Annotated in this window: 20 protein-coding genes, 1 tRNA gene and 2 pseudogenes; 6 read left to right on the top strand and 17 right to left on the bottom strand. The window is 67.5% G+C overall.

Annotated elements, in window-relative coordinates:
• Positions 1–75 precede the first annotated feature (75 nt).
• From HZS55_RS19530 to HZS55_RS19570, 9 genes are all read right to left on the bottom strand, one after another.
• Positions 76–597 (bottom strand): chemotaxis protein CheD, encoded by a 522-nt coding sequence (locus tag HZS55_RS19530; RefSeq protein ID WP_179909218.1) that lies wholly within the window; start codon positions 595–597, stop codon positions 76–78.
• A 2-nt stretch (positions 598–599) separates the two neighbouring features.
• Positions 600–1,814, bottom strand: coding sequence for a chemotaxis protein CheC (locus HZS55_RS19535; protein WP_179909219.1), 1,215 nt, complete (start codon positions 1,812–1,814; stop codon positions 600–602).
• Positions 1,811–2,170 carry a chemotaxis protein CheY gene (gene cheY / locus HZS55_RS19540; RefSeq protein ID WP_179909220.1) on the bottom strand — a complete coding sequence of 120 codons (360 nt, stop codon included), beginning with the start codon at positions 2,168–2,170 and terminating at the stop codon, positions 1,811–1,813. The genes HZS55_RS19535 and cheY overlap by 4 nt, the downstream gene beginning before the upstream one ends.
• A gap of 127 nt (positions 2,171–2,297) precedes the next feature.
• Entirely contained in the window at positions 2,298–2,885 is a 588-nt protein-coding gene (locus tag HZS55_RS19545; protein ID WP_179909221.1) for a DUF7500 family protein, read from the bottom strand.
• Positions 2,886–2,943: 58 nt separating this feature from the next.
• The gene (locus HZS55_RS19550; RefSeq protein WP_179909222.1) at positions 2,944–3,621 is read right to left on the bottom strand and encodes an archaellin/type IV pilin N-terminal domain-containing protein; all 678 of its coding nucleotides are present in this window, start codon (positions 3,619–3,621) and stop codon (positions 2,944–2,946) included.
• Positions 3,622–3,869: 248 nt separating this feature from the next.
• On the bottom strand, positions 3,870–4,145 hold the full coding sequence (locus tag HZS55_RS19555; protein ID WP_179911930.1) for a DUF7521 family protein: 276 nt from the start codon (positions 4,143–4,145) through the stop codon (positions 3,870–3,872).
• A 204-nt stretch (positions 4,146–4,349) separates the two neighbouring features.
• Positions 4,350–4,685 carry an ArsR/SmtB family transcription factor gene (locus HZS55_RS19560; protein WP_179909223.1) on the bottom strand — a complete coding sequence of 112 codons (336 nt, stop codon included), beginning with the start codon at positions 4,683–4,685 and terminating at the stop codon, positions 4,350–4,352.
• 172 nt (positions 4,686–4,857) lie between these two features.
• A complete protein-coding gene (locus HZS55_RS19565; protein ID WP_179909224.1) occupies positions 4,858–5,583 on the bottom strand; it encodes an RAD55 family ATPase in 726 nt (241 codons plus the stop codon).
• Positions 5,584–5,742: 159 nt separating this feature from the next.
• Positions 5,743–6,192: a chemotaxis protein CheW gene (locus tag HZS55_RS19570; protein WP_179909225.1), complete on the bottom strand. Its 450-nt coding sequence runs from the start codon at positions 6,190–6,192 to the stop codon at positions 5,743–5,745.
• A 188-nt stretch (positions 6,193–6,380) separates the two neighbouring features.
• Between HZS55_RS19570 and cheB the strand changes: the two genes are divergently transcribed.
• The 6 genes and pseudogenes from cheB (at position 6,381) to HZS55_RS19595 (ending at position 12,837) form a co-directional block, all read left to right on the top strand.
• The gene (gene cheB, locus HZS55_RS19575) at positions 6,381–7,502 is read left to right on the top strand and encodes a chemotaxis-specific protein-glutamate methyltransferase CheB (RefSeq protein WP_179909226.1); all 1,122 of its coding nucleotides are present in this window, start codon (positions 6,381–6,383) and stop codon (positions 7,500–7,502) included.
• A pseudogene (locus tag HZS55_RS19580) lies at positions 7,503–9,371 on the top strand (ATP-binding protein); the annotation flags it as partial.
• A gap of 87 nt (positions 9,372–9,458) precedes the next feature.
• Positions 9,459–9,752, top strand: a pseudogene (locus HZS55_RS23065) (chemotaxis protein CheW); the annotation flags it as partial.
• 100 nt (positions 9,753–9,852) lie between these two features.
• Positions 9,853–10,662 carry a CheR family methyltransferase gene (locus tag HZS55_RS19585; RefSeq protein WP_179909228.1) on the top strand — a complete coding sequence of 270 codons (810 nt, stop codon included), beginning with the start codon at positions 9,853–9,855 and terminating at the stop codon, positions 10,660–10,662.
• Complete coding sequence (locus tag HZS55_RS19590; protein WP_179909229.1) at positions 10,662–11,888, top strand: HEAT repeat domain-containing protein; 1,227 nt, start codon at positions 10,662–10,664, stop codon at positions 11,886–11,888. Before HZS55_RS19585 ends, HZS55_RS19590 begins: the two co-directional genes overlap by 1 nt.
• Positions 11,889–11,973: 85 nt before the next feature.
• Positions 11,974–12,837: a CheF family chemotaxis protein gene (locus HZS55_RS19595; protein ID WP_179909230.1), complete on the top strand. Its 864-nt coding sequence runs from the start codon at positions 11,974–11,976 to the stop codon at positions 12,835–12,837.
• Between the two features lie 60 nt (positions 12,838–12,897).
• Here HZS55_RS19595 and HZS55_RS19600 read toward each other — a convergent pair whose 3' ends face one another.
• The 8 genes from HZS55_RS19600 to HZS55_RS19635 form a co-directional block, all read right to left on the bottom strand.
• On the bottom strand, positions 12,898–13,413 hold the full coding sequence (locus HZS55_RS19600; protein WP_179909231.1) for a DUF5813 family protein: 516 nt from the start codon (positions 13,411–13,413) through the stop codon (positions 12,898–12,900).
• Between the two features lie 204 nt (positions 13,414–13,617).
• A tRNA-Leu gene (locus HZS55_RS19605) sits at positions 13,618–13,702 on the bottom strand.
• A 473-nt stretch (positions 13,703–14,175) separates the two neighbouring features.
• Positions 14,176–14,448, bottom strand: a complete 273-nt coding sequence (locus HZS55_RS19610; RefSeq protein WP_179909232.1) for a hypothetical protein — start codon at positions 14,446–14,448, stop codon at positions 14,176–14,178.
• Between the two features lie 153 nt (positions 14,449–14,601).
• Positions 14,602–15,180, bottom strand: a complete 579-nt coding sequence (locus HZS55_RS19615) for a DUF7529 family protein (RefSeq protein WP_179909233.1) — start codon at positions 15,178–15,180, stop codon at positions 14,602–14,604.
• Between the two features lie 152 nt (positions 15,181–15,332).
• Positions 15,333–15,725: a DUF7555 family protein gene (locus tag HZS55_RS19620; protein WP_179909234.1), complete on the bottom strand. Its 393-nt coding sequence runs from the start codon at positions 15,723–15,725 to the stop codon at positions 15,333–15,335.
• Entirely contained in the window at positions 15,715–17,046 is a 1,332-nt protein-coding gene (locus HZS55_RS19625; RefSeq protein ID WP_394353567.1) for an ABC transporter ATP-binding protein, read from the bottom strand. Before HZS55_RS19625 ends, HZS55_RS19620 begins: the two co-directional genes overlap by 11 nt.
• 5 nt (positions 17,047–17,051) lie before the next feature.
• Positions 17,052–18,230, bottom strand: a complete 1,179-nt coding sequence (locus HZS55_RS19630) for an ABC transporter ATP-binding protein (protein WP_179909236.1) — start codon at positions 18,228–18,230, stop codon at positions 17,052–17,054.
• Positions 18,227–19,774, bottom strand: a complete 1,548-nt coding sequence (locus HZS55_RS19635) for an ABC transporter permease (protein ID WP_179909237.1) — start codon at positions 19,772–19,774, stop codon at positions 18,227–18,229. The genes HZS55_RS19630 and HZS55_RS19635 overlap by 4 nt, the downstream gene beginning before the upstream one ends.

Consider the following 19,774-nt stretch of genomic DNA (forward strand, 5'->3'; position numbering starts at 1 on the left):
ATAAACGTATTCCCTGGAGACCCGACCGCGCGCCCGTCGGACGCGCGTCGGACGGACCGCTCCCTGTCCTGACAGCTACAGCGTGACCGGATCGCGATTCGCGCTCTTGACGATGAGATCGCCGGAGGTCGCTTCGAGGCGAAGCGAGCGGCCGTGGTCGCCGCCGACATCCTCGCCGACGACGGGGATGTCGAACTCGGCGAGCGTTCGGCGTCCCATCTCGACGTTGCGCACGCCGATCCCCGAGCCGTTCTCGGAGAAGTCGAGCATGTCGCTGCCGCCCGCGATCTTCGCCTCCATGCGCTCGCGGTCGGCGCCTCGCCGTTCCATGTCGGCGACGAGCGCCCGGATCCCCGAGTCGGCGAACTTCGCGTCGTTGCCGCCCTCCATCTCGTCGATCGAAGGGAGCATGACGTGGACGAGACCCGCGACCGACGCCGACCGGTCGTACACCGCCACGCCCAGACACGACCCGAGCCCGCTTGTCGTGAGCAGCGCGTCCTCGTCCGCGACCTTCGATTCGGCGATCCCGACTTTTACCCGCTCGGGCTGGCTCGCGGGCTCGCTCTCGGTCGTCGTCCCGTCGTAGACTTTCATGGTCAGAAGATCGTTTCCACGTCGGCCTCGGTCTGGTCGGCCCGTTCGACGAGCAACTCGTCGAGCGCCTGACGTAACTCCTTTTCGTTCGGCAGGGCGTGGATCTCGGCGCCGAACTGGATGTCGTCGGTCCGCATCTCCGAGTCGATGATGAAGGCGTGTTCCTGGTGTTGCCCGACCTGGGCGGCCAGCGGGTCGACGACCGCCCGACCCATGTCGTGGACCAGCCGCGGCGGCGTGTGTTCGACGGAGGTCTGGAGCACGTTCGCCCAGCCGTCGACGAACCCCGAGGTCATGATGTTGCCCAGCTCCTCGATAGCGGCCTTGTGCTGGTCGGTCAGCTCGTCGGCGTCCATCTCGACCGGCATCATCGCCTCGGCGATGTGGACCGCCGAGGCCTCGTCGAACAACACGAGCAGGAACCCGCTCGGGACGCCCGTGAACTCGACGACGGTCCCGACGTAGGTGTCGGTCCCGACCTGCTTGGGCACGTCCTCGATCGGCGCGAAACTGAGCCGGGTGACCTCCGCCTCGGTCTCGATCCCGGTCATCATCTCGACGTTGGCGGCGGCCTGCTGGGTGCCGTCCTTGGTCATCTCGTTGAAGACCTCGAGCTTGTCGATCGGGATGGCGTCGTCCTCGGTGTCGCCGGTCCGGGCCATCACGTCCGCGAGCGGGTCGTACTCGGGGAACATGTAGATGTAGAAGCTCACCGACTCGCCGATCCACTCGATCTCGCTCTTGAAGACGAACACCTGGTCGCGCTCGGCGTCCTCGGGGGGGTCCGGGAGCATCGCCGAGCCGTCGCCCGCCACGTACTCCGGCGGGGAGTGCTCGATGGTCGTCTCCAGGAAGTCCGCCCAGCCGTCGATGAACCCGCTCATCATGATGTTGCCGATCTCCTCGACGCTGGATCGAGCCATCGCCTCGTCGTCCGACCCGCCGGGGACCAGCGACTCGACGATCGTCTCGCTACCGGCCCGGTCGAACACGAGCACCGTGTCGCCCGCGAGCTCGCCGTCGAAGGCGAACTGGACGCCGACGTACTCCCCGTCGGTCAGCTGCTCGCCCACGTCCGCGCGGTCGACCAGCGTGATCTTCGTCACGTCGACGACGGCGTCCAGCCCGGTCATCTGGCACAGCGACTGGGTCGCCTGCTTGGCCCCCTCGTGAGCCAGACGGTTGAACGTCCCGAGCGACTGGACGTCGACTTTCATGACGGGACGACGTCCTCGATGGCTTCCATGACGCTCGGTTTCTGGAACGGTTTCGTGATGTAGCCGTCCGCGCCGGCCTTGACCGCCTCCTTCATCTTCTCCTCCTGGCCGACGCTGGTACACATGATGACGTTCGCCTCCGGATTGGAGGTCTTGATCTCGTCGGTCGCCTCGATCCCGTCGCGGATGGGCATCACGATGTCCATCATCACCAGGTCCGGCTCCGATTCCTTGTACGTCTCGACCGCCTCGACGCCGTTCTCCACCTCACCCACGATGTTGTGATCCTCCTCGAGGATCTCGCGTAGCAGGTTTCGCATGAACTCCGAGTCGTCGGCTATCAATACGTCTGACATGGGCCTATCACCTCTCACGTACTGTGAAAACCCAGATAAAGCCTTCCCGTAAATTATCGGGATTGATAGCACCCGACGGCGTTCGAACGGGCCGCGGGCGGGCGGTTCGGGGATCGACTCGACCCCGTCAGATCCGGAACCCGTCCTCGTCGCCGACGGCGGCGATGAGGTCGGCGATCGAGTCCTCGGGGGACAGCTCGGTCGATTCGAGCAGGCGTCGGAGGCTCGCCGGCGGGTAGCGGACCGGGACGTTGGCCTCCATCAGCAGGATACCCAGTACCTCCTCGACGGGCGTCTTGCCGTCGATCTGCTGGGCGTACCAGAGCACGAGGCTCTCGAAGATCGTCACCACGTCGTTCGAGACCATCTGTCGCTGCCGGATCGACCCGTCGAACGTCGCCGTGATGTCGAAGCCGTATCGCGAGCCCGAATCGGAGAACTGCGTCGCGAGGAACTCGTGGACGTCCGCCTCCGTCAGCTCCGGGGGCTCCGCCGCCGGTTCGGCGGCCGGTTCCGGCGGCGTCTCGGGGGGCCGGTCGGCCGCCGACGTGTGGTCGTCGACCGCCGGCGTGTCCCCGATGGGTTCGCCCGGCGAGACGACGTAGCGCCCGTCGTCGATCTCGGCGACGTGCTCGTCCTGCGTGATGTCGAGCTCGTCGGGCGAGAGGATGGGGCCGTCGTCTCCCTCGGTCGGCTCGTCGTCGCCTGTCACCATACGCTGTTGTCCGCGATAAAAGGGTTTAGTTCCGTCGAATAAAAGGAATCCGACAGGTTTAGAGCTGGACCGCGTTGGCGCCCGAGATCGTTTCGGGGACGGTCAGCTGTTCGTTCGTGGTCGCACCGGACTTGGTGGTGATCTGGACGTTGATGGACGCGCCTTCGGGGATCTGGTCGCCGAAGTAGGTCTGCCCGTCACCACTGCCGTCACCGGTCTGCCGGCCCGTCCGCGTATCGAGCGACATCTTGTCGTCGGAGACCACGTCGTCACGACCGAGGTCGAAGACCATCACCATACGGTCGTCGGGGTCGTTGAGTACCGGGTGGGAACCGTCGGAGTCCTTGAACGGCACGATACCGAAGTGCCCGTCCGAGCCGGACGCTTGGACGGTCGCGTTGACCAGGTTGTAGGTGCCCGAGGGGCCGACCCATTGGACAGTCGCGTTCTCGAGGTCGATATTACTCGCCCCCGGGGACTTCTTCAACGTGAGGTTCACGACGCCGACCGAGGACTCACTGAGGTTCGTCCCCGTCGCCGCCGAAACTTGCAGCCGGTTGGTGACCTGCTGTCCCGACTGTTGGCCCGTCTCTTCGGACTTCGTCTGCAGGAAGCCCGCCGTGTTGATTAGCACGCCTGCCGCGATCGCCGCCACCAGGACCATCGCGATGAACACGATGAGGGTCCCGATACCGACCTGCCCGCGGTCTCGTTCGTTGCGTTCGTTGTGTAGCATGGGATTCTCCGCCCGGGAACTTACGGTGCGCCCGGACTCTACTCCCAGAGTTCTACGCTTACGTATTAAGGGTGATCCCCCAATTATCGATATTAAAATCACACCATACCGGCACGTATCCCGTTCTCAGAGAGGAAAACAAGCGGTAGATAGTTTAAAACAGGTGTTTGTGTGGCGATAGCCAACAGAGACCGATCGACGAGGGCCCTAGTATTAATTGAAAGTATGAGAATAGAGTTCGGTCCGAGTCACTCGTAGGTGACGAGACTGTACATGACGAAGAGGTAGCCGAAGGTCGTCAGCCCGCTGTTGACCAGCAACAGCGACCGCGCCCCGGCGAACCCCGTCAGGAACGCACTGATCATCGTCGCGGCGGCGCCGGCGACCGCCAGCGAGAACCCCAGCGAGAGGTGAAGCATCGCCTGTCGGGACGTCTGCACGTACGCGCGCATGGCCATGCCGACCATCGTCAGTCCGGCGACGACGAAGACGAGCGTCGATACGGCGTAGAGTAGTTCGATCACTGTGACCACGTTGGCTCGGCCTTCTCGACACCCCGTATTAAATCCACCCTCGAAAATATCTCTCGTGATAACAATCGACAAACCGGCAGAACGAGACCTGAGGCGGTCGGTTCGGGTACTTACCGTTCGGAGTGCGACGACGGCAGCGAAACGACGACCGACCGCCGCGGTCGGCGGTGCGCCGAGAACACGCGTGCGCGCGGTCTAGCCTTCCGAGAGTGTCCGCCAGGCTTCGTCGAGCTTGTTCGTGACCTCCGTCCGTTCCTCGACTTCCACGGTGAGCGACTCCTCGAAGTCGATGTGGACCGTATCGACGTTTCGTCGGTACACCTTGATGCGCCGCCGGTCGTCCGAGAGGATGTTGTCGTGGAGTTCGAGCAGGTCGTGTTCGGTCAACTCGTCGATCCGGCGATAACAGGTGGCGATCGGGATCCCGAGTTCGTCGCTCAGTTCCTGGGCCGATTGGGGCTCGTCGGTCGCGTCCAGGATCTCTGCGCTGTATTTGTTCCCCAGGGTCTGGAGAATCTCGGCTGAAGCCATCCGTTATCAAAACGTATATTTACCACAGTATAAATCTATCGCTGCCAGTACTGCCAGGTTACCGAGGCGGCGACGGGAGCGGGGGATCCGTCTAAATCGCCCTTGAGAAAGTTCGAAACCCCTGTTTTACGAAGTAATAACCGGTTACAATCGTGAGAACGGGGCGGGTCGACTACAGCGGGTTGTCGTCTTCGCTCATCATCGAGAACGCGCTGGCGTTCTGGTGGACGCGGATCCCGCCGTGGGAGATCTCCATCGGGAAGATGTCGGTTTCGATGTCCTGTTTGCGCATCTTCGCGACCCAGACGTACCGGTTGACGCCCGACTCGGTCGGTGTCTGGATCAGGTAGATGTTCCCGTCGGTGAGGTAGTTCTCCAGCCCGATCTCCGTCTCGGGGAAGACGGCGCCCTGTTCGTTGGTCATCAGCGTCGTCAGGTCGTTCTGACTGAGGATGTCCGTGAACTTCAGGAGGTACGTGCGTTTCTCCTGTTCGTTCTCGAAAAAGAGCTCGAACATCGCCAGCGAGTCGAGGACGACCCGGTCGTAGTCGTTGTCCTCGAAGTCGTCCAGCAGGAGTTCGAGCGACGAGGAGAAGTCGTTCTCCCGCAGCAGGACCTTCTTGTCGTAGACCTTGATGTCGCCGTTGTCGACGTACTCGCCCCACTTGTCGAAGCCGATCGATTCGGCCGCCTCACGCAGGTCCTCCTCGTCCTCCTCGAAGGTCAGGTAGATTCCCTTTTCGTCGAACTGCTCGACGCCGTTGTAGATGAACTGCAGACAGAGGATGCTCTTGCCCGCCCCGGGATTCCCGCTCACCAGGGTGGTCGAATTTTTGACAATACCACCGTTCAGGATCTCGTCCAACCCGTCGATGCCGGTTTTCGTTAGTTCGATCATGTCTTCCGTGGATCCTCGCGGAGTTCGGCTGGTGGAGCATCCGGTGTCTGTGGTAAAAAGTCTTGTTCATGCGATCACTTCGCGATCGCACGCGCGGGAGGAGTCCGGCGGCGCCGGTACGGTCCGATTACCGGCCGTAGCGCCGGTGCCGTGGAACGGTTACCCGGAGTGGACGGCCTTCGGGTCGACCCAGATGACGAACCCGTCGTCGCGCTTGACGACGCCGTGGATGGCGTCCTGGTCCCGCGAGGGGGAGTCGTCGACCTCCGACCCGTCGACGTGGACGACCTGGTACACCTCGTCGACCAGCCAGCCGGCGGCGCCCTGGTCGTCGACGATCGCCGGGTCGAAGACGATGATCCGCCGCTCGGCGCCGTCGCCGTCGATGCCGAAGACGACCTTCGGGTCGACGATCGATGTCGTGCGCCCGCGCAGGTCCATCACGCCCCGGACGTGCGGCGGCGAGTTGGGAACGGTCGTCACCTCGCCGGCGTCGACGATCTCTGTCACGTAGTCGATGCTCACGCAGTAGGTCTCTTCGCCCAGCGAGAACTCCAGGACCTGTCCGTCCGTCGCCGTCGGCGCCGCGTTCTGAGTACCTGATGCCATGGGTGGCCGTTGCCCGAAAGAGCCCGCGACGGCGACTTAAGCGTGTCTCCCGGGTTATCAACGCTGATACGGCGGGCGGAGTCTTTATCCCGGCGCTACCGCCACACGTGAGTAGGTATGGTGCCGGCTCCGGCTGGGTTCCGGCGACACCGCTCGGGCTTCGCCCGAGCCGTCACCGGGAGTCCGATATGGCAGTAGGCTCGTCGCCGCGAGCGGTCGTCGCCGACGATTCGCACTTCATGCGGAGCGTCATCTCCGACATCCTGGAGGAGGGCGGCATCGACGTGGTCGCCGCGGCCAAGAACGGCCGGGAGGCCGTCGACGCGGTCGCCGAGACCGACCCCGACGTGGTGACCATGGACGTCGAGATGCCGGAGATGAACGGCATCGAGGCGACCGACCGGATCATGTCGACCCGGCCGACCCCGATCCTGATGCTCAGCGCCCACACCGACGAGAACGCGGACGTGACGTTCCAGGCCCTCGAGAAGGGCGCCGTCGACTTCTTCCGCAAACCCGGCGGCGAGGTGTCGATGGAGATGTCCCGGATGCAGGACCAGCTCGTCGACATCGTCGCCTCCGTCGCGGCGGTCGACCCGACCGACTCCTCGGACGTGGCCTCGGCCCGGACCGCCGGGTCGGGTGTCGACGCCGCCGGCGTCGGGACCGACGGGACGACCGGGACGGAGACGACCGGACCCGACGCGGGGGCCGCGACGACGGAGTACGTCGACGACCCGACGGTCGTCATCGGTTCCTCGACGGGCGGCCCGACCGTCGTCGAGCAGGTCCTCTCGGACCTGCCGCTGGCGGCGGACCTGCGAGTGCTGGTGATCCAGCACATGCCCAGCGGGTTCACCGGCCGGTTCGCCGAGCGACTGGACGCCCGCAGCGAGTACAGCGTCCGCGAGGCGGCCGACGGCGACCGCATCGGCGGCGGCGAGGCGCTGATCGCCGCGGGCGACTACCACATGGAAGTGACCGGCTACCGGCGGGGCCGCCTGCGGGTCGGGCTCACGCAGGACCCGCCGGTCAACAACGTCAGGCCCGCGGTCGACGTGACGATGGAGACGGCCGCCGAGCGGGTCACCGACCCCCTCGCCGGCGTCATCCTGACGGGGATGGGCGAGGACGGCGCGGTCGGCATCCGGGCCATCCACGAGGCCGGCGGCTACACGGTCGCACAGGACGAGGCCACGTCCGCGGTCTTCGGGATGCCCAAACGAGCCATCGAGACCGGCTGCGTCGACGGCGTGGCGCCGGTCAACGACGTGGCGGCGGCGATACTCGACGCATTCGAGGTGACCTAAATGGACGACCAGTATCTAGACGCGTTTATCCGAGAGAGTGAGGAAGCGATCACCGACCTGAACAACTCGCTGCTCGACCTGGAGAGCGACCCCGACGACCAGGCCGCGATGGACCAGATCTTCCGGACGGCCCACACGCTGAAGGGCAACTTCGGCGCGATGGGGTTCGAGGACGCCAGCGACCTGGCCCACGCCATCGAGGACCTGCTCGACGCGATGCGCCAGAACGAGATGGCGGTCACCCCCGAGCGGATGGACCTCATCTTCGCTGGCGTGGACATGATCGAAGTCATCGTCCGCGAGATCGAATCCGAGGGCGAGTCGACCACCGACACCGCCGAGATGGTCGCGCAGTTGCGCGCCGTCATGGAGGAGAGCGACGCCGATTCCGAGTCCGGCGAGGCGCCCGACACGGCCGCCGATGCCGACGCAGGTAACGACGGCGCGAGCGTCGACAGCGAGGCCGCCGACGGGAGCGCCGCGGACGGTGTCGACGCCGCCGCGGTCGAGGCCTTCGACGTGTCGGCCGGCGACGCCGAGGGACGGGTCGTCCGCGCGGACGTGTCGGTCGGCGAGGGCGACATGCTGGGCGTCGACGCGATGCTCGCGCTCGACCGGATCACCGACGCCTTCGACCTGCTCGACGCCGACCCCGACCGCGAAGCGATCGAGGACGGCGAGTTCGAGGAGACCTTCGCGCTCGCGCTCGACGCGCCCGGCGCCGACGCCGCCGCGGCGGAACTCGACGCGATCGGCGCCGTCGAGGACGCGGACGTGGTCGACGTGACCGGCGCGCTGGGCAGCGGGGACGGAGGCGACGCGGACGACGACGGAACTATCGCGGACGCGACCGGAGACCCCGACCCCGCGGACGACGCGCCCCAGGCGGCTTCCGGCGGCGACGACGGCGCCTCCGTCGACGAGATCAAGTCCGTCCGCGTCGACGTCGACCAGCTCGACGACCTGCACGGGCTGGTCGAGCAGCTGGTCACGAGCCGCATCAAGCTCCGTCGAGCCGTCGAGACCGACGACCTGTCCGGCGCCTCGGAGAACCTGAACGAGCTCGACAAGATCACGGCGAACCTCCAGAACACGGTGATGGACATGCGGCTCATCCCGCTGAAGAAGGTCGTCGGCAAGTTCCCGCGGATGGTCCGGGACCTCTCGCGCGAACTCGACAAGGACGTCGAGTTCACCATCGAGGGCGAGGACATCGAGCTCGACCGCACCATTCTGACGGAGATCTCGGACCCGCTGATGCACATCATCCGCAACGCGCTCGACCACGGGATCGAGGCGCCCGCCGAGCGCGAGGCCGCCGGGAAGGACCCGACCGGTCACGTCGAACTGCGCGCCTCCCGCGAACGCGACCACGTCATCATCGAGGTCGAGGACGACGGCGCCGGCCTCGACGTGGAGGGGATCAAGCGCAAGGCCATCGAGAAGGGCGTCCGCTCCTCGGACGAGATCGAGGCGATGAGCGACTCGGCGGTCTACGACCTGGTCTTCCACCCCGGCTTCTCGACGGCCGACGAGGTGACCGACACCAGCGGCCGCGGCGTCGGCATGGACGTGGTCCACGACACCGTCACGCAACTGGACGGCTCCGTCAGCGTCGACTCCACCCCCGGCGAGGGCACGACCGTCTCGCTGCGCCTCCCGGTGACGATGGCCATCGTCAAGGTGCTGTTCGTCGAGGTCGGCGACGAGGAGTACGGCGTCCCGCTGAAGAACGTCGACGAGATCACCCGCACCTCCGCGGTCAAGCAGATCAACGGCAACGACGTGATCAAGCACAACGACGACATCTACCCGGTCGTCGACCTGGCCGAGCGCTTCGACGTGCCGGGCACGCACGCGACCGCCGACGCCGAGGGGGGCGAGACGGCCGCCACCGACGGCGGCGAACCGGCGGACGCGGACGGTGACGCCGTGGACGCGACCGGCGACGCCGCCGAGGTCGCGAGCGGACCGGCCGGGGACGGCAGCGCCGCGGCGGTCGCGGGCGCGGGGAGCGATGCCGCGGCGGGCGCCGTCGACGCGGCCGGCGCCGGCGGTGATGAGGGGATGCTCGTCCGCATCCGCGAGTCCGAACGACAGGTCGCGCTGCGCTGTGACGCCGTCAACAGCCAGGAGGAGGTCGTCGTCAAGCCGCTGGAGGGCATCCTCAGCGGGACGCCCGGCCTCAGCGGGACCGCCGTCCTCGGCGACGGGAACATCGTCCACATCCTCGACGTGGTGACGCTTTGATGGCGCTGGGCCACGCAGGTACCGACGTGACCGAACGCACGGGGGACGCCGAGCCGTCGACGCGGGACCGACTCGCGACGCCGACCGACGGGAGGCGGCCATGAGACAGGAGCGCGGTCCCGAGTTCGACGAGCTGCTGAGCTACATCGAGCGCGAACTGGACTTCGAGTCGGGCTTCTACAACGACGCCTACCTCGACCGGCGGATCAACGCCCGGATGCGCCGCACGGACGCCGACGACTACCGAACCTACCAGCGGCAACTCGAAGCCGACGAGGGCGAGCGCGAGGACCTGCTCGACTCGCTGTCGATCAACGTCACCGGCTTCTTCCGCAACCCCGAGGCCTGGGAGTCGCTGCGGAGCGTCCTGCGCGACCTCACCGCCGAGCAGCGCCGGGTCTCCGTCTGGAGCGCCCCCTGCGCGGACGGCCGGGAGCCGTACTCGATCGCCATGCTCGCGCTCGACGACGACGAGATCGACGCCCGACGGGTCGATATCCTCGGCACCGACATCAACCGCGACATCCTCCGGACCGCCCGCGCCGGTCGCTACGAGACCTCCCAGACGACCGATATCGCGGCGGAGCTCGAACCCCTGGACGCCTCCGAACCCTACGTCGACCGCGAGGGCGACGTGTTCACCGTCACCGATCGCGTGTCGGACCTCGTGGAGTTCGAACGCCACGACCTCATCCGCGGCCCCGAGAAGCGCGACTTCGACCTCGTGTGCTGTCGGAACCTGCTCATCTACATCGACGCCGACTACAAGGTCCCCATCTTCGAGACGATCACCGGGTCGCTGACCGACGCGGGCTATCTGATGATCGGCATGACCGAGACGCTGCCCGCGGAGTTCCGCGACCGCTACGACCCGGTCGAGAAGAAACACCGGATCTACAGACGCGCCTGATGTCACTCTACCAGCTCGAACGCGACGGCGACGTGCAGGAGCTCATCGGCGTGATGCGCCGCAGCGACAAGGCGGAGCTGCGCGCCCGCGCCGCGGAACTGCTCGGCAACTTCGAGGACCACGACGACCGCGCGGACGTGGTCAACGCCCTGGTGAGCGTCGCGAGCGACGACGACAGCGCCGCGGTGACCGCCGCCGCGGTCGACTCGCTCGACCAGCTGGGCGGCGACGCCATCGAGCAGCTCATCGCCGAGATGGCCGGCGTCGACATGGGCGAGGGGGCCGACTGGATGAAGGCCCAGGCGTTCGCGAAGGCGCTCGACGCCGCCGTGCCGGAACTGCGGATGGCCGCCGCCAACGGCCTCGGTGCCGTCGAGGAGGCCGACGCGGTCCCGAAACTCGCCGAGCGCTTCGACGACCCCGACCCGCGCGTTCGCGCCCGCGCCGCCCGCGCCTGCGGCCAGATCGCCGACTCGCGGGCGACCGACGGGCTGGAGGGACTGCTGAGCGACGACAGCGCCACCGTCCGCCGGGAGGCCGCCGAAGCGCTGGGGTCGATCGGCAACCGTCAGGCCCTCTCCGCGCTGTTGCCGCTCTACCAGGACGGCGACGAGCGAGTGCGACGGGTGGCCGTCGGCGCGTTTGGCAACTTCCCGAACGCCCAGCCCGTCGAGTACCTCGTCGCCTCGCTGACCGACGACTCCCCGACGGTGCGCCGGACGGCCGTCTACTCGCTGGTCGAGCTGCTGGCGAACGTCCCCACGGGCCAGAGCCACGAGATCCGCGAGACCGTCGTCGAGCAGCTGAGCGAGACCGACGACCGCAACGTCGTCGTCCCGCTCGTCGAGATCCTCGAAGAGAGCCAGCAGGCCGCCCAGCAGCGAAACACCGCGTGGCTGCTGGGCCGGGTCACGGAGGACGAGGAGCGCGACCGCGTCGTCGACGCCCTGGTCGACGCGCTGTCGGCCGACGATCAGATGGCGGGTCAGTTCGCGGCCACCAGCCTCGCCGAACTCGGCGGCGAGGCCGTCGAGGACCGACTGCTCGACCTCGTCGACGACATCGGCGCCCCCGACGAGGCGCGCGCCCAGGCCGTGTTCACGCTCGGCAAGGTCGGCGGCGAGCGCGCCCGCCAGCGCATCGACAGTCTCCTCGACGAGACCGAGTCCGAAGAGATCCGCAAACGGGCCTTCTCGGCCATCTCGAAGCTCGGTGGTCGGGGATGACCGGGGCGCGCTCGCGGACCGGTCCCGGCCGAGCGACCGGGACGGACGGTCGCCGCCGGCTGCTATCGTCGGGAGGTGACCGACCGTGAGCGACGAACGCGCGCTGGCGGACACCCAGGGCCGGTTCGTCCAGGTCGTCAAGAGCGGCCGGAAGGTCAACGACCTGGAGTGGCTGAGCGGACGCGTCCTCCTGTCGAACAAGCGGCTCGTCCTCGCCAGCAACGAGGGCAAACGACAGATCGCGCTGGCGAAGGTCAGCACCGTCAAGAACCGCAAGAACGCCAACCAGGCGATGACGGCCGTCTCGGGCTACTTCTCGGTCCAGACCGGGTCCGACGTGTTCCTGGTCGCGCCCGCCGACATCGACGCGTTCGAGGAACACCTCTACACCGCCCTGCTGGACGGCGAGGTCGTCCTCGTCAAACACCCCGCGGTCGAGGGCGGCGTCGTCCGGGACATCGAGTGGGAGAAAGGGCGGATCAACATCGAATCCGACGTGGTCGGGCTGGGCGTCGCCAGCGGTCAGTTCGTCGAGGTCGAGCTGGAGGACGTGGGCGCCGTCGACGCCAGAGAGGGGACCGTCCGCGGCGACGAGCGCCGCGTCCTCGAAGTCGAACACACCGACGAGGAGGGGACCAGCGTCCAGACGTACATCTCGGGGACGAGCCGGCACGTCTCCATCCTCGAATCGCTCGTCCGGCAGGGCGAGCTCCAGAACGCGACCGACGCCGACCTCGACCAGACGGAGATGGAGGTCCTGATGGCACTGTACTCGGGCGTCTCGCCGTTCGAAATCCCCGAGTTCGTCGGCATGGACGTCGAGGCGGTCGAGGCCATCTTCGACCGCCTCGTCGAGGAGGGCATCCTCCGCGAGAAGCGCGTCCGCCGCGACGTGCGCCTCAAAGCCCGCGGGCGCAACATCGCCAGCGACGTGATCGGCGACCAGTAGCCGGAACCGGTTCTCCGGGTGAGAACTCGAACCGCGAGCGGCGGTCACGCGACCCCCGACCTACAGCGGCGTGCCGCCCCGTTCGCCGTCCTCGCCCGTCGCCGCGGCCGACAGCAGGTCGGTCACCGGCTCGCCGTAGTCGTAGCCCGGGACGACGCCCTCCACGTAGGTCCCCTCGACGTACTCGACGAACGTCTTCGCGATGGCGACCGCCCGGGCGGCGTCGCCGAAGGCGAACTCGTAGGTGACGGCGACGGTGCCGTCGGCGGTCGTCACGTCGAACTCGTCGAGGTCGACCGACGCCCGCGTGGCCATCGGTGCGTCTTCGAGCCGGCGTTCCAGCGTGTCGAGCCACCCCGACTGGACCGCCTCGCCGACCTCGCCGTCTTCGGCCGCACTGCGGAGCGTCGGTACCTCGACCCGCACTCGGAAATCCGTCGCGTAGTCGTCGCGTTCGCTCGCCGTCACCTCGGTGTCGAAGACGGTCGTCGTCAGTCGATAGCCGCCGTCGGCGGCTGCGAACGCGTCGTGACTCTCGAAGGCGTCGCGGGCCTCGGCCGGGATGTCGTCGGTCATTACCCCTCGATACGGCGTTGGTCGGCAAAAGGGCGTTGTGTCGCGTTCAGTCGCGGTCGCCGCAAGCGACCGGCCACTCATGCGAGGGGTGGGATTCGAACCGAACTCAGACGTGCTCGCTCACTCTGTTCGTTGTGCGCGACTGATAGGCTTCGAATCGTCACCCGACGATTCGGGTCGGCGCGCGGACGCGCCGACCACTCATGCGAGGGGTGGGATTCGAACCCACGGACCCCTTCGGGAGCGGGTCTTAAGCCCGCCGCCTTTGGCCTAGCTCAGCCACCCTCGCGCGTCAGGAATTCTCGTGTCTTCCGGGTTGTCGCTTTCGGTCCGGATCGGTGTCTAACCGCGAACGTCTGGAAACGAAGCGAGGGGTGGGACTGATACGGATCAGTGCAAGCGTTTCCCGGGTCGACCGCACGACCGCGTGCGGTCGATCCCGGAATGTTTTGCGCTAATCCGTTGAGCGAACGCGAAGCGTTCGCGAAGGTCGAAAGACGCCGCAGGCGTCTTTCGGAATTCGAACCCACGGACCCCTTCGGGAGCGGGTCTTAAGCCCGCCGACGGACTCGCTTCGCTCGCCTGTCGAGCCCTCGCTCGCACGGCTCGCGAGGACGCCGCCTTTGGCCTAGCTCAGCCACCCTCGCGCGTTCGTCCGTCGCCGCTCCGCCGGAATAGCGGTTACGGTCCGGCCGCGCGGCTCGCGAGTCGGCGAGCGAGCGGCGAAGAGATAGAGAGCGTTCGGAGGGCGCGCCAGCGGAGTCAGACCTCGACGTGGATGTCGGTGAACGGGACCCGAACCATCAGGACGCGGGTCACCGGGCGGCGGCGCAGGCGAACCCGGACGATCACGGCCGTCAGCGCCCACGAGACCGCCGCGAGCGCGACCGCGAGGGCCGTCACCCCGGGGTACATGACCACCAGGGCGCCGACGGCGACCGACAGCGACATCGCCAGCGAGACCAGCAGGGTGCGCGCCAGACTGTACTGCGTCGGCAGGCCGGCCGAAGCGACCGGCGGACGAGTCCGTCTCATCACAGCTGTTCCTACACCGGGCACCACCGTAAAGGTAATCTGAAATACATTTCTGTAGGCGAAGCTACTGAACTGAGTTTCACGAGAGTCGGTGGCACACCTTCCAGGTGACCGAGCCGGAGGACGGTCGTCGAGGGAGGACGGGGATCGGTGTCAGTCGGAGAGGCGCTCGGGGTCGTCGCTCTCGGTGATGTCGTAGGCGTAGAACTGCTCGGGTTCGGGGAAGAAGTCGGCGGGGTCGTCGTGGTCGAGCGTGCCGAGGAGCGTCCCGTCGAGGGTCTTGACGTGGGTGTGCATCTCCTCGCGCTCGACGGCGGTGCGGACGAGCCCGGCCGAGAAGCGCATGTCGTACGAGCCGGCGACGAAGATCACGACCTCCTCGTCGAGGTCGATGCACTCGGTCACGACGAAGACGAACCCGCCGCTCTCCAGCTGGTAGACGCCCGTCTCGTCGAGGGTGAACGTCTCGAAGCGCTCCCGGAAGTCCTCGGCGTAGTTGTTCGGGACCACGTGGGAGAGCCCCCAGGCGTCGTCCTCGCCCATCGAGGGCGACAGCGTCGTCGTGTCGCCCGCTGGGATCGCCAGCGTCTCGTAGCCCTGGTCCTCGCGGTCTTCGGCCATCGCCTGCATGTCTTCGAGCGCGCGCTCCCAGTTGGTCTTCAGTTCCTCGCTGTGGTCGGCGACGATCTCCTTCCGATCGACGTCGTCGGGACCGTCGGCGTGGTGGGGCATACACTCGGTAACGCGATTCACACAGTAAAGGGTGGTGCAACGGCGGGTCGCCCGTCGGCGGCTCGGGGTCGAAGGTCCAGTGACGAACGGAGGGTGTCGAGCGAACGTCGGCCCCGATTCCGCCGTTCACGAACGGAACGGGGTTCCGCCGTTCACGGCCGGATACCGAGGCCGAACTCCATGACGAGCGAGACGCCGAGGACGACCAGGCTGGCGGCGAAGATCTTCTTGTCACGACCGATCCGGTTGTCGAACGGGATCCGCTCGCCCCGCAGCGGCGGGACCCGTTGCAGACGGGCTTCGAAACCGGTCTGGCGGTCCGACTCCAGGGTCACCCGCTTGCGCTCCCTGTAGGATGGGGTCGGCTGGATGCCGAAGCTCCCGAGCCCGAACAGGGCGACGCCGGCGAGGAACACGGCGTACTTCGCGGCGACGAGCGTCCCGCCGACGAGGTAGCCGACGACGAGGGTGCCCCCGGCGACGGCTCCCCCGACGGCGAGCACCCAGACGACGAACTCCGCGACCAGGAGTCGCTTACTCGCCATCCGACCCGCGGCCGAGCACCGACCCGACGCTCTCGTACTCCTCGGCGTGGCGGTGACAGTAGCTCAGCCGGTCGGTGTCGCCCACCGGGTACAGCTCCGGCCGTTCCGTGTCGCAGACGCCGTCGAACTGCTCGCTCATGTACTCCCGGGCCTGGTCCGGACGACCCGCCTTGACGTACTCGGCGGCCTGTTCGACGTGGCTCCGGACCTCGTCGGGGGTGTCGTCGTCGAACATATCGGTGACGGTCTCGTCGATGTCGTCGAACCGGTGGAAGGCGCCGGCGCTCCGGCGGATCCGGTCGCGGATCGACAGGTCGATCCGGGTGCGCTCGCGGATCACCTCCCGGAACCGCTCGATGGCGTTCCACGTCTCCGCGTCGAGATGGGCGTACTCCTCGGGGTGGATCTTGGCCGGACAGCGGGTGGTGAACTGACACCCCGTCGGCGGGTCCCGCGGGCTCGGCGGCGTCCCCGGTAGCGTGATCCGGTCTTTCTCGACCGTCGGGTCCGGTTCGGGGATCGCCGACAGAAGCGAGTGGGTGTAGGGGTTGGCCGGGTCGGTGTACAGCTCCTCGGTGTCGCCGATCTCCATGATCTTCCCGAGGTACATCACCGCGACGCGGTCGCAGATGTGCCGGACCGCAGAGAGGTCGTGGGCGATGAACAGGTACGTCAGGTCGAACTCGTCCTGCAGGTCCTCCAGCAGGTTGAGGATCTTCGCCTGCACGGAGGTGTCGAGCGCGGACACGGGCTCGTCGAGGACGACGAACTCCGGTTCGAGCGCCAGCGCGCGGGCGATCCCGATGCGCTGGCGCTGCCCGCCGGAGAACTGGTGCGGGTAGCGGTAGTAGTGTTCGGGCTGGAGCCCGACCTGCGCGAGCAGGTCCTTCACTTTCTCCTGCCGTTCGCGGGGCGTCCCCTCTTCGTGGACGTCGAGGGGCTCGCGGACGATCTCGCCGATCGTCATCCGGTCGTTGAGGCTCGATTCGGGGTCCTGGAAGACGATCTGGGCGTTGCGGCGCCACTGTTTGAGCCGCTGGCCGCTCAGCTCGGTCACGTCGGTGCCGTCGAACTCGACGGTGCCCTCCGTGGCCGTCTCCAGTTGCACGAGCGTCCGGCCGAGCGTCGTCTTCCCGCAGCCGGACTCGCCGACCAGCCCGAGCGTCTCGCCGCGCTGTATCTGGAAGCTCACGCCGTCGACGGCCTTGACCGGCGGGTCCGCGAGGAAGCCCCCGCCGCCGTAGTACTTCTTCAGCCCGTCGACCTCGACGAGCGTCTCGCCGACCGCGGCGGCGTCGGTCCGGCCGCGGGGCTGGGTCATCTCGCTCATCGTCGGTCACCCCCGTCGGCCGCGACGTCCTCGCTCGACTCGGACGAATCCGTCCCGCCCGAGTCCGTCGTCCCGTCGCCGTCGTCGCGCGCCTCGCCGAGCCGCTCGTGGTGTGCGACGGCCTCGCCGGTCGTCATGTGCTCGGGGTAGAGCAGACAGGCGGCGGTGTGGTCGGCCGCGCTCTCGTCGACGTCGACGAGTTCGGGGTGAACCGCCTCGCACTCCTCGAAGGCCTTCGGACACCGCGGGGCGAACCGACAGTGGGTCGCCGCCTCGTTCGGCGTCGGCACCTCGCCCTCGATGGTCCGCAGGCGCTCCTCGCCGGCGTGCTGGCCGGGGATCGCCTCCAGCAGCCCCTCCGTGTAGGGGTGTCGGGGGTTCGCGAACAGCTCCTCGGTCGGCGCCTTCTCGACGATCTCGCCGGCGTACATCACGTTCACGCGGTCGGTGATGTCGGCGATCACGCCCATGTCGTGGGTGATGAACAGTATCGACAGGCCCCGCTCGTCCTGCAGGTCCGAGAGCAGTTCGAGGATCTGGGCCTGGATGGTCACGTCCAGCGCGGTCGTCGGCTCGTCGCAGATCAACACTTCGGGGTCGCAGGCGAGCATCATCGCGATGACCGCCCGCTGGCGCATCCCGCCGGAGAACTCGTGGGGGTACTCCCCCAGCCGGCGGGCCGCGTCGGGGATCTGGACCGATTCGAGCAGGTCGATCGCCTCCTCGCGGGCCGCCTCGCCGGTGATCCCGCGGTTGACCTTCAGCGCCTCGCGGATCTGGTTGCCGACCGTGAACACGGGGTTCAGCGAGGACAGCGGGTCCTGGAAGATCATCCCGATGCCGCTGCCCCGCAGTTCCTGGTACTGGGCCGTGTCGTAGTCGGTGATCTCCTCGCCCTTGAACCGGATCGACGACCCGGGGAGGACCTCGCCGGGGTCCTCGACGAGTCCCATGATCGACCGGGCGGTGACGGACTTGCCCGAGCCGGACTCGCCGACGAGGCCGACGGTCTCGCCCTCGTAGAGGTCCAGGTCGATGCCGTCGACGGCCCGGATGGTCTCGCGGTCGGTCCGGAACACCGTCTGGAGGTTCCGCACCGAGAGGACGGGCTGTTCGCCGCTCCGCCGGCCGTCCGGTACGTCCTCGGCACCGTCGCCCGAGAGCGGAGCGCTCATCCGGCGGCACCCCCTGCGGCCGCCTCCTCTTCACCGCCGCCCTCGCTCTCGGGGTCGATGGCGTCGCGCAGGCCGTCGCCGAACGCGTTGAGTCCGGTCACCAGCACGACGATGAGCATCCCGGGGATGAACGCGATGTGCCACGACTGGGTCGAGACGTAGTTGCGACCCATCGAGATGGCCCGGCCCCAGGCGGGGTTGGGCGGGTCGATGCCCAGGCCGTTCCCGAGGAACGAGAGGGCCGACAGCGTGATGATGACGCCGCCGATCGACATCGACGCGTAGATGAGCAGGTACGGGAGGACGTACGGGAGCATGTGCTTGCGCATCGTCGTCCGCGGGCGCTGGCCGAAGCTCTTGGCGGCGTCGATCCACTCCTCCTCGGAGACCTGCAGCGCCGGGCCCCGGACGGCTCGCCACAGCCCCGGGAACATGATGACCCCGAACGCCAGCGCGTAGAGGAATCCGCCGTGTAGGATGGCCGCCAACCAGTGGCCTTGGAACGCCATCCCGACCATCAGCAACAGGAGCAGTCCCGGTATGGACGTGATCCCGTCGGCGACGAGGATCGTCACCAGGTCGATCAGCCCCTTGTAGTACGCCGAGGTCATGGAGGCGACGACCGCCAGGAAGCTCGCGAGGACGATCGACAGCGCGGCGATGCTCATCGAGATACGTGCGCCCATGACGGCGAAGGTGAACAGGTCCCGGCCGTTGGTCAGCGTCCCGAACGGGTGGAACCGGCCGTAGTCGTCGTAGCTCATGACGCCGACGTTCTGGTCGCCCTGTCCCTTCGATTTGGAGTTGAAGTTGGCGTCGCCGACGTAGGTCGTCTCGACGCTCCCGCTCTCGGCGTCGTAGTACTGCAGCTCGTGGCTGTAGGGCGATTCGATGTTCCGGTCGACGGTCGTCGGACCGAGCGCCGGGGCGAACAGCGCCATCGTCAGGAAGACGAGCACGACGACGATCCCGAACTGCCCCCAGCGGTGGTCACGCAGGCGGTCGACCACGTCGTCGCGGGGCGTCCAGTCGGCCTGGCGGTAGTGCTCGCGGAAGACGCCCCAGCCGCGGAACAGCCAGTAGGCCAGCACCGCCGCGTAGACGTACACCAGCGTCGCGCGGACCGCCCACACGACCGCCGGCTGGAGCCCGAGGAAGGTCCCCTCCCAGGCGCTCGACGGGCCGGTCTGGTACCCCTGATTGGGGAACACGTCCCGCGAGAGCAGCGTCGGGACGCTGTGGGCCGTGCTGCGGAGCCCGTCGAGGAACCCGCTGGCCGACGACTGGACCCCGAGTACCGCCTCCGCGGCGCCGTCCGAGAACGCGCCGAGGACGACCTCGACGAGCCCGGTCACCGCGACGACCAGCACGTCCGCGACCAGCAACAGGCCGGCGGCCAGGGCGCCGAACTCAAGGACGAGCAAGAGGAGGGCGACCGCCGACCACTGCAGGGCCGGCCGCGGGTTGGCCGCGATCCGTTCGCGCAGCGTCGACTCCTCGCGGCGGCTCCGGTCGGTCGGCGTGTCGGTGACAGTTGCACACAT

This window comes from Halosimplex rubrum (assembly GCF_013415885.1).
Classification (GTDB): Archaea; Halobacteriota; Halobacteria; order Halobacteriales; family Haloarculaceae; genus Halosimplex; species Halosimplex rubrum.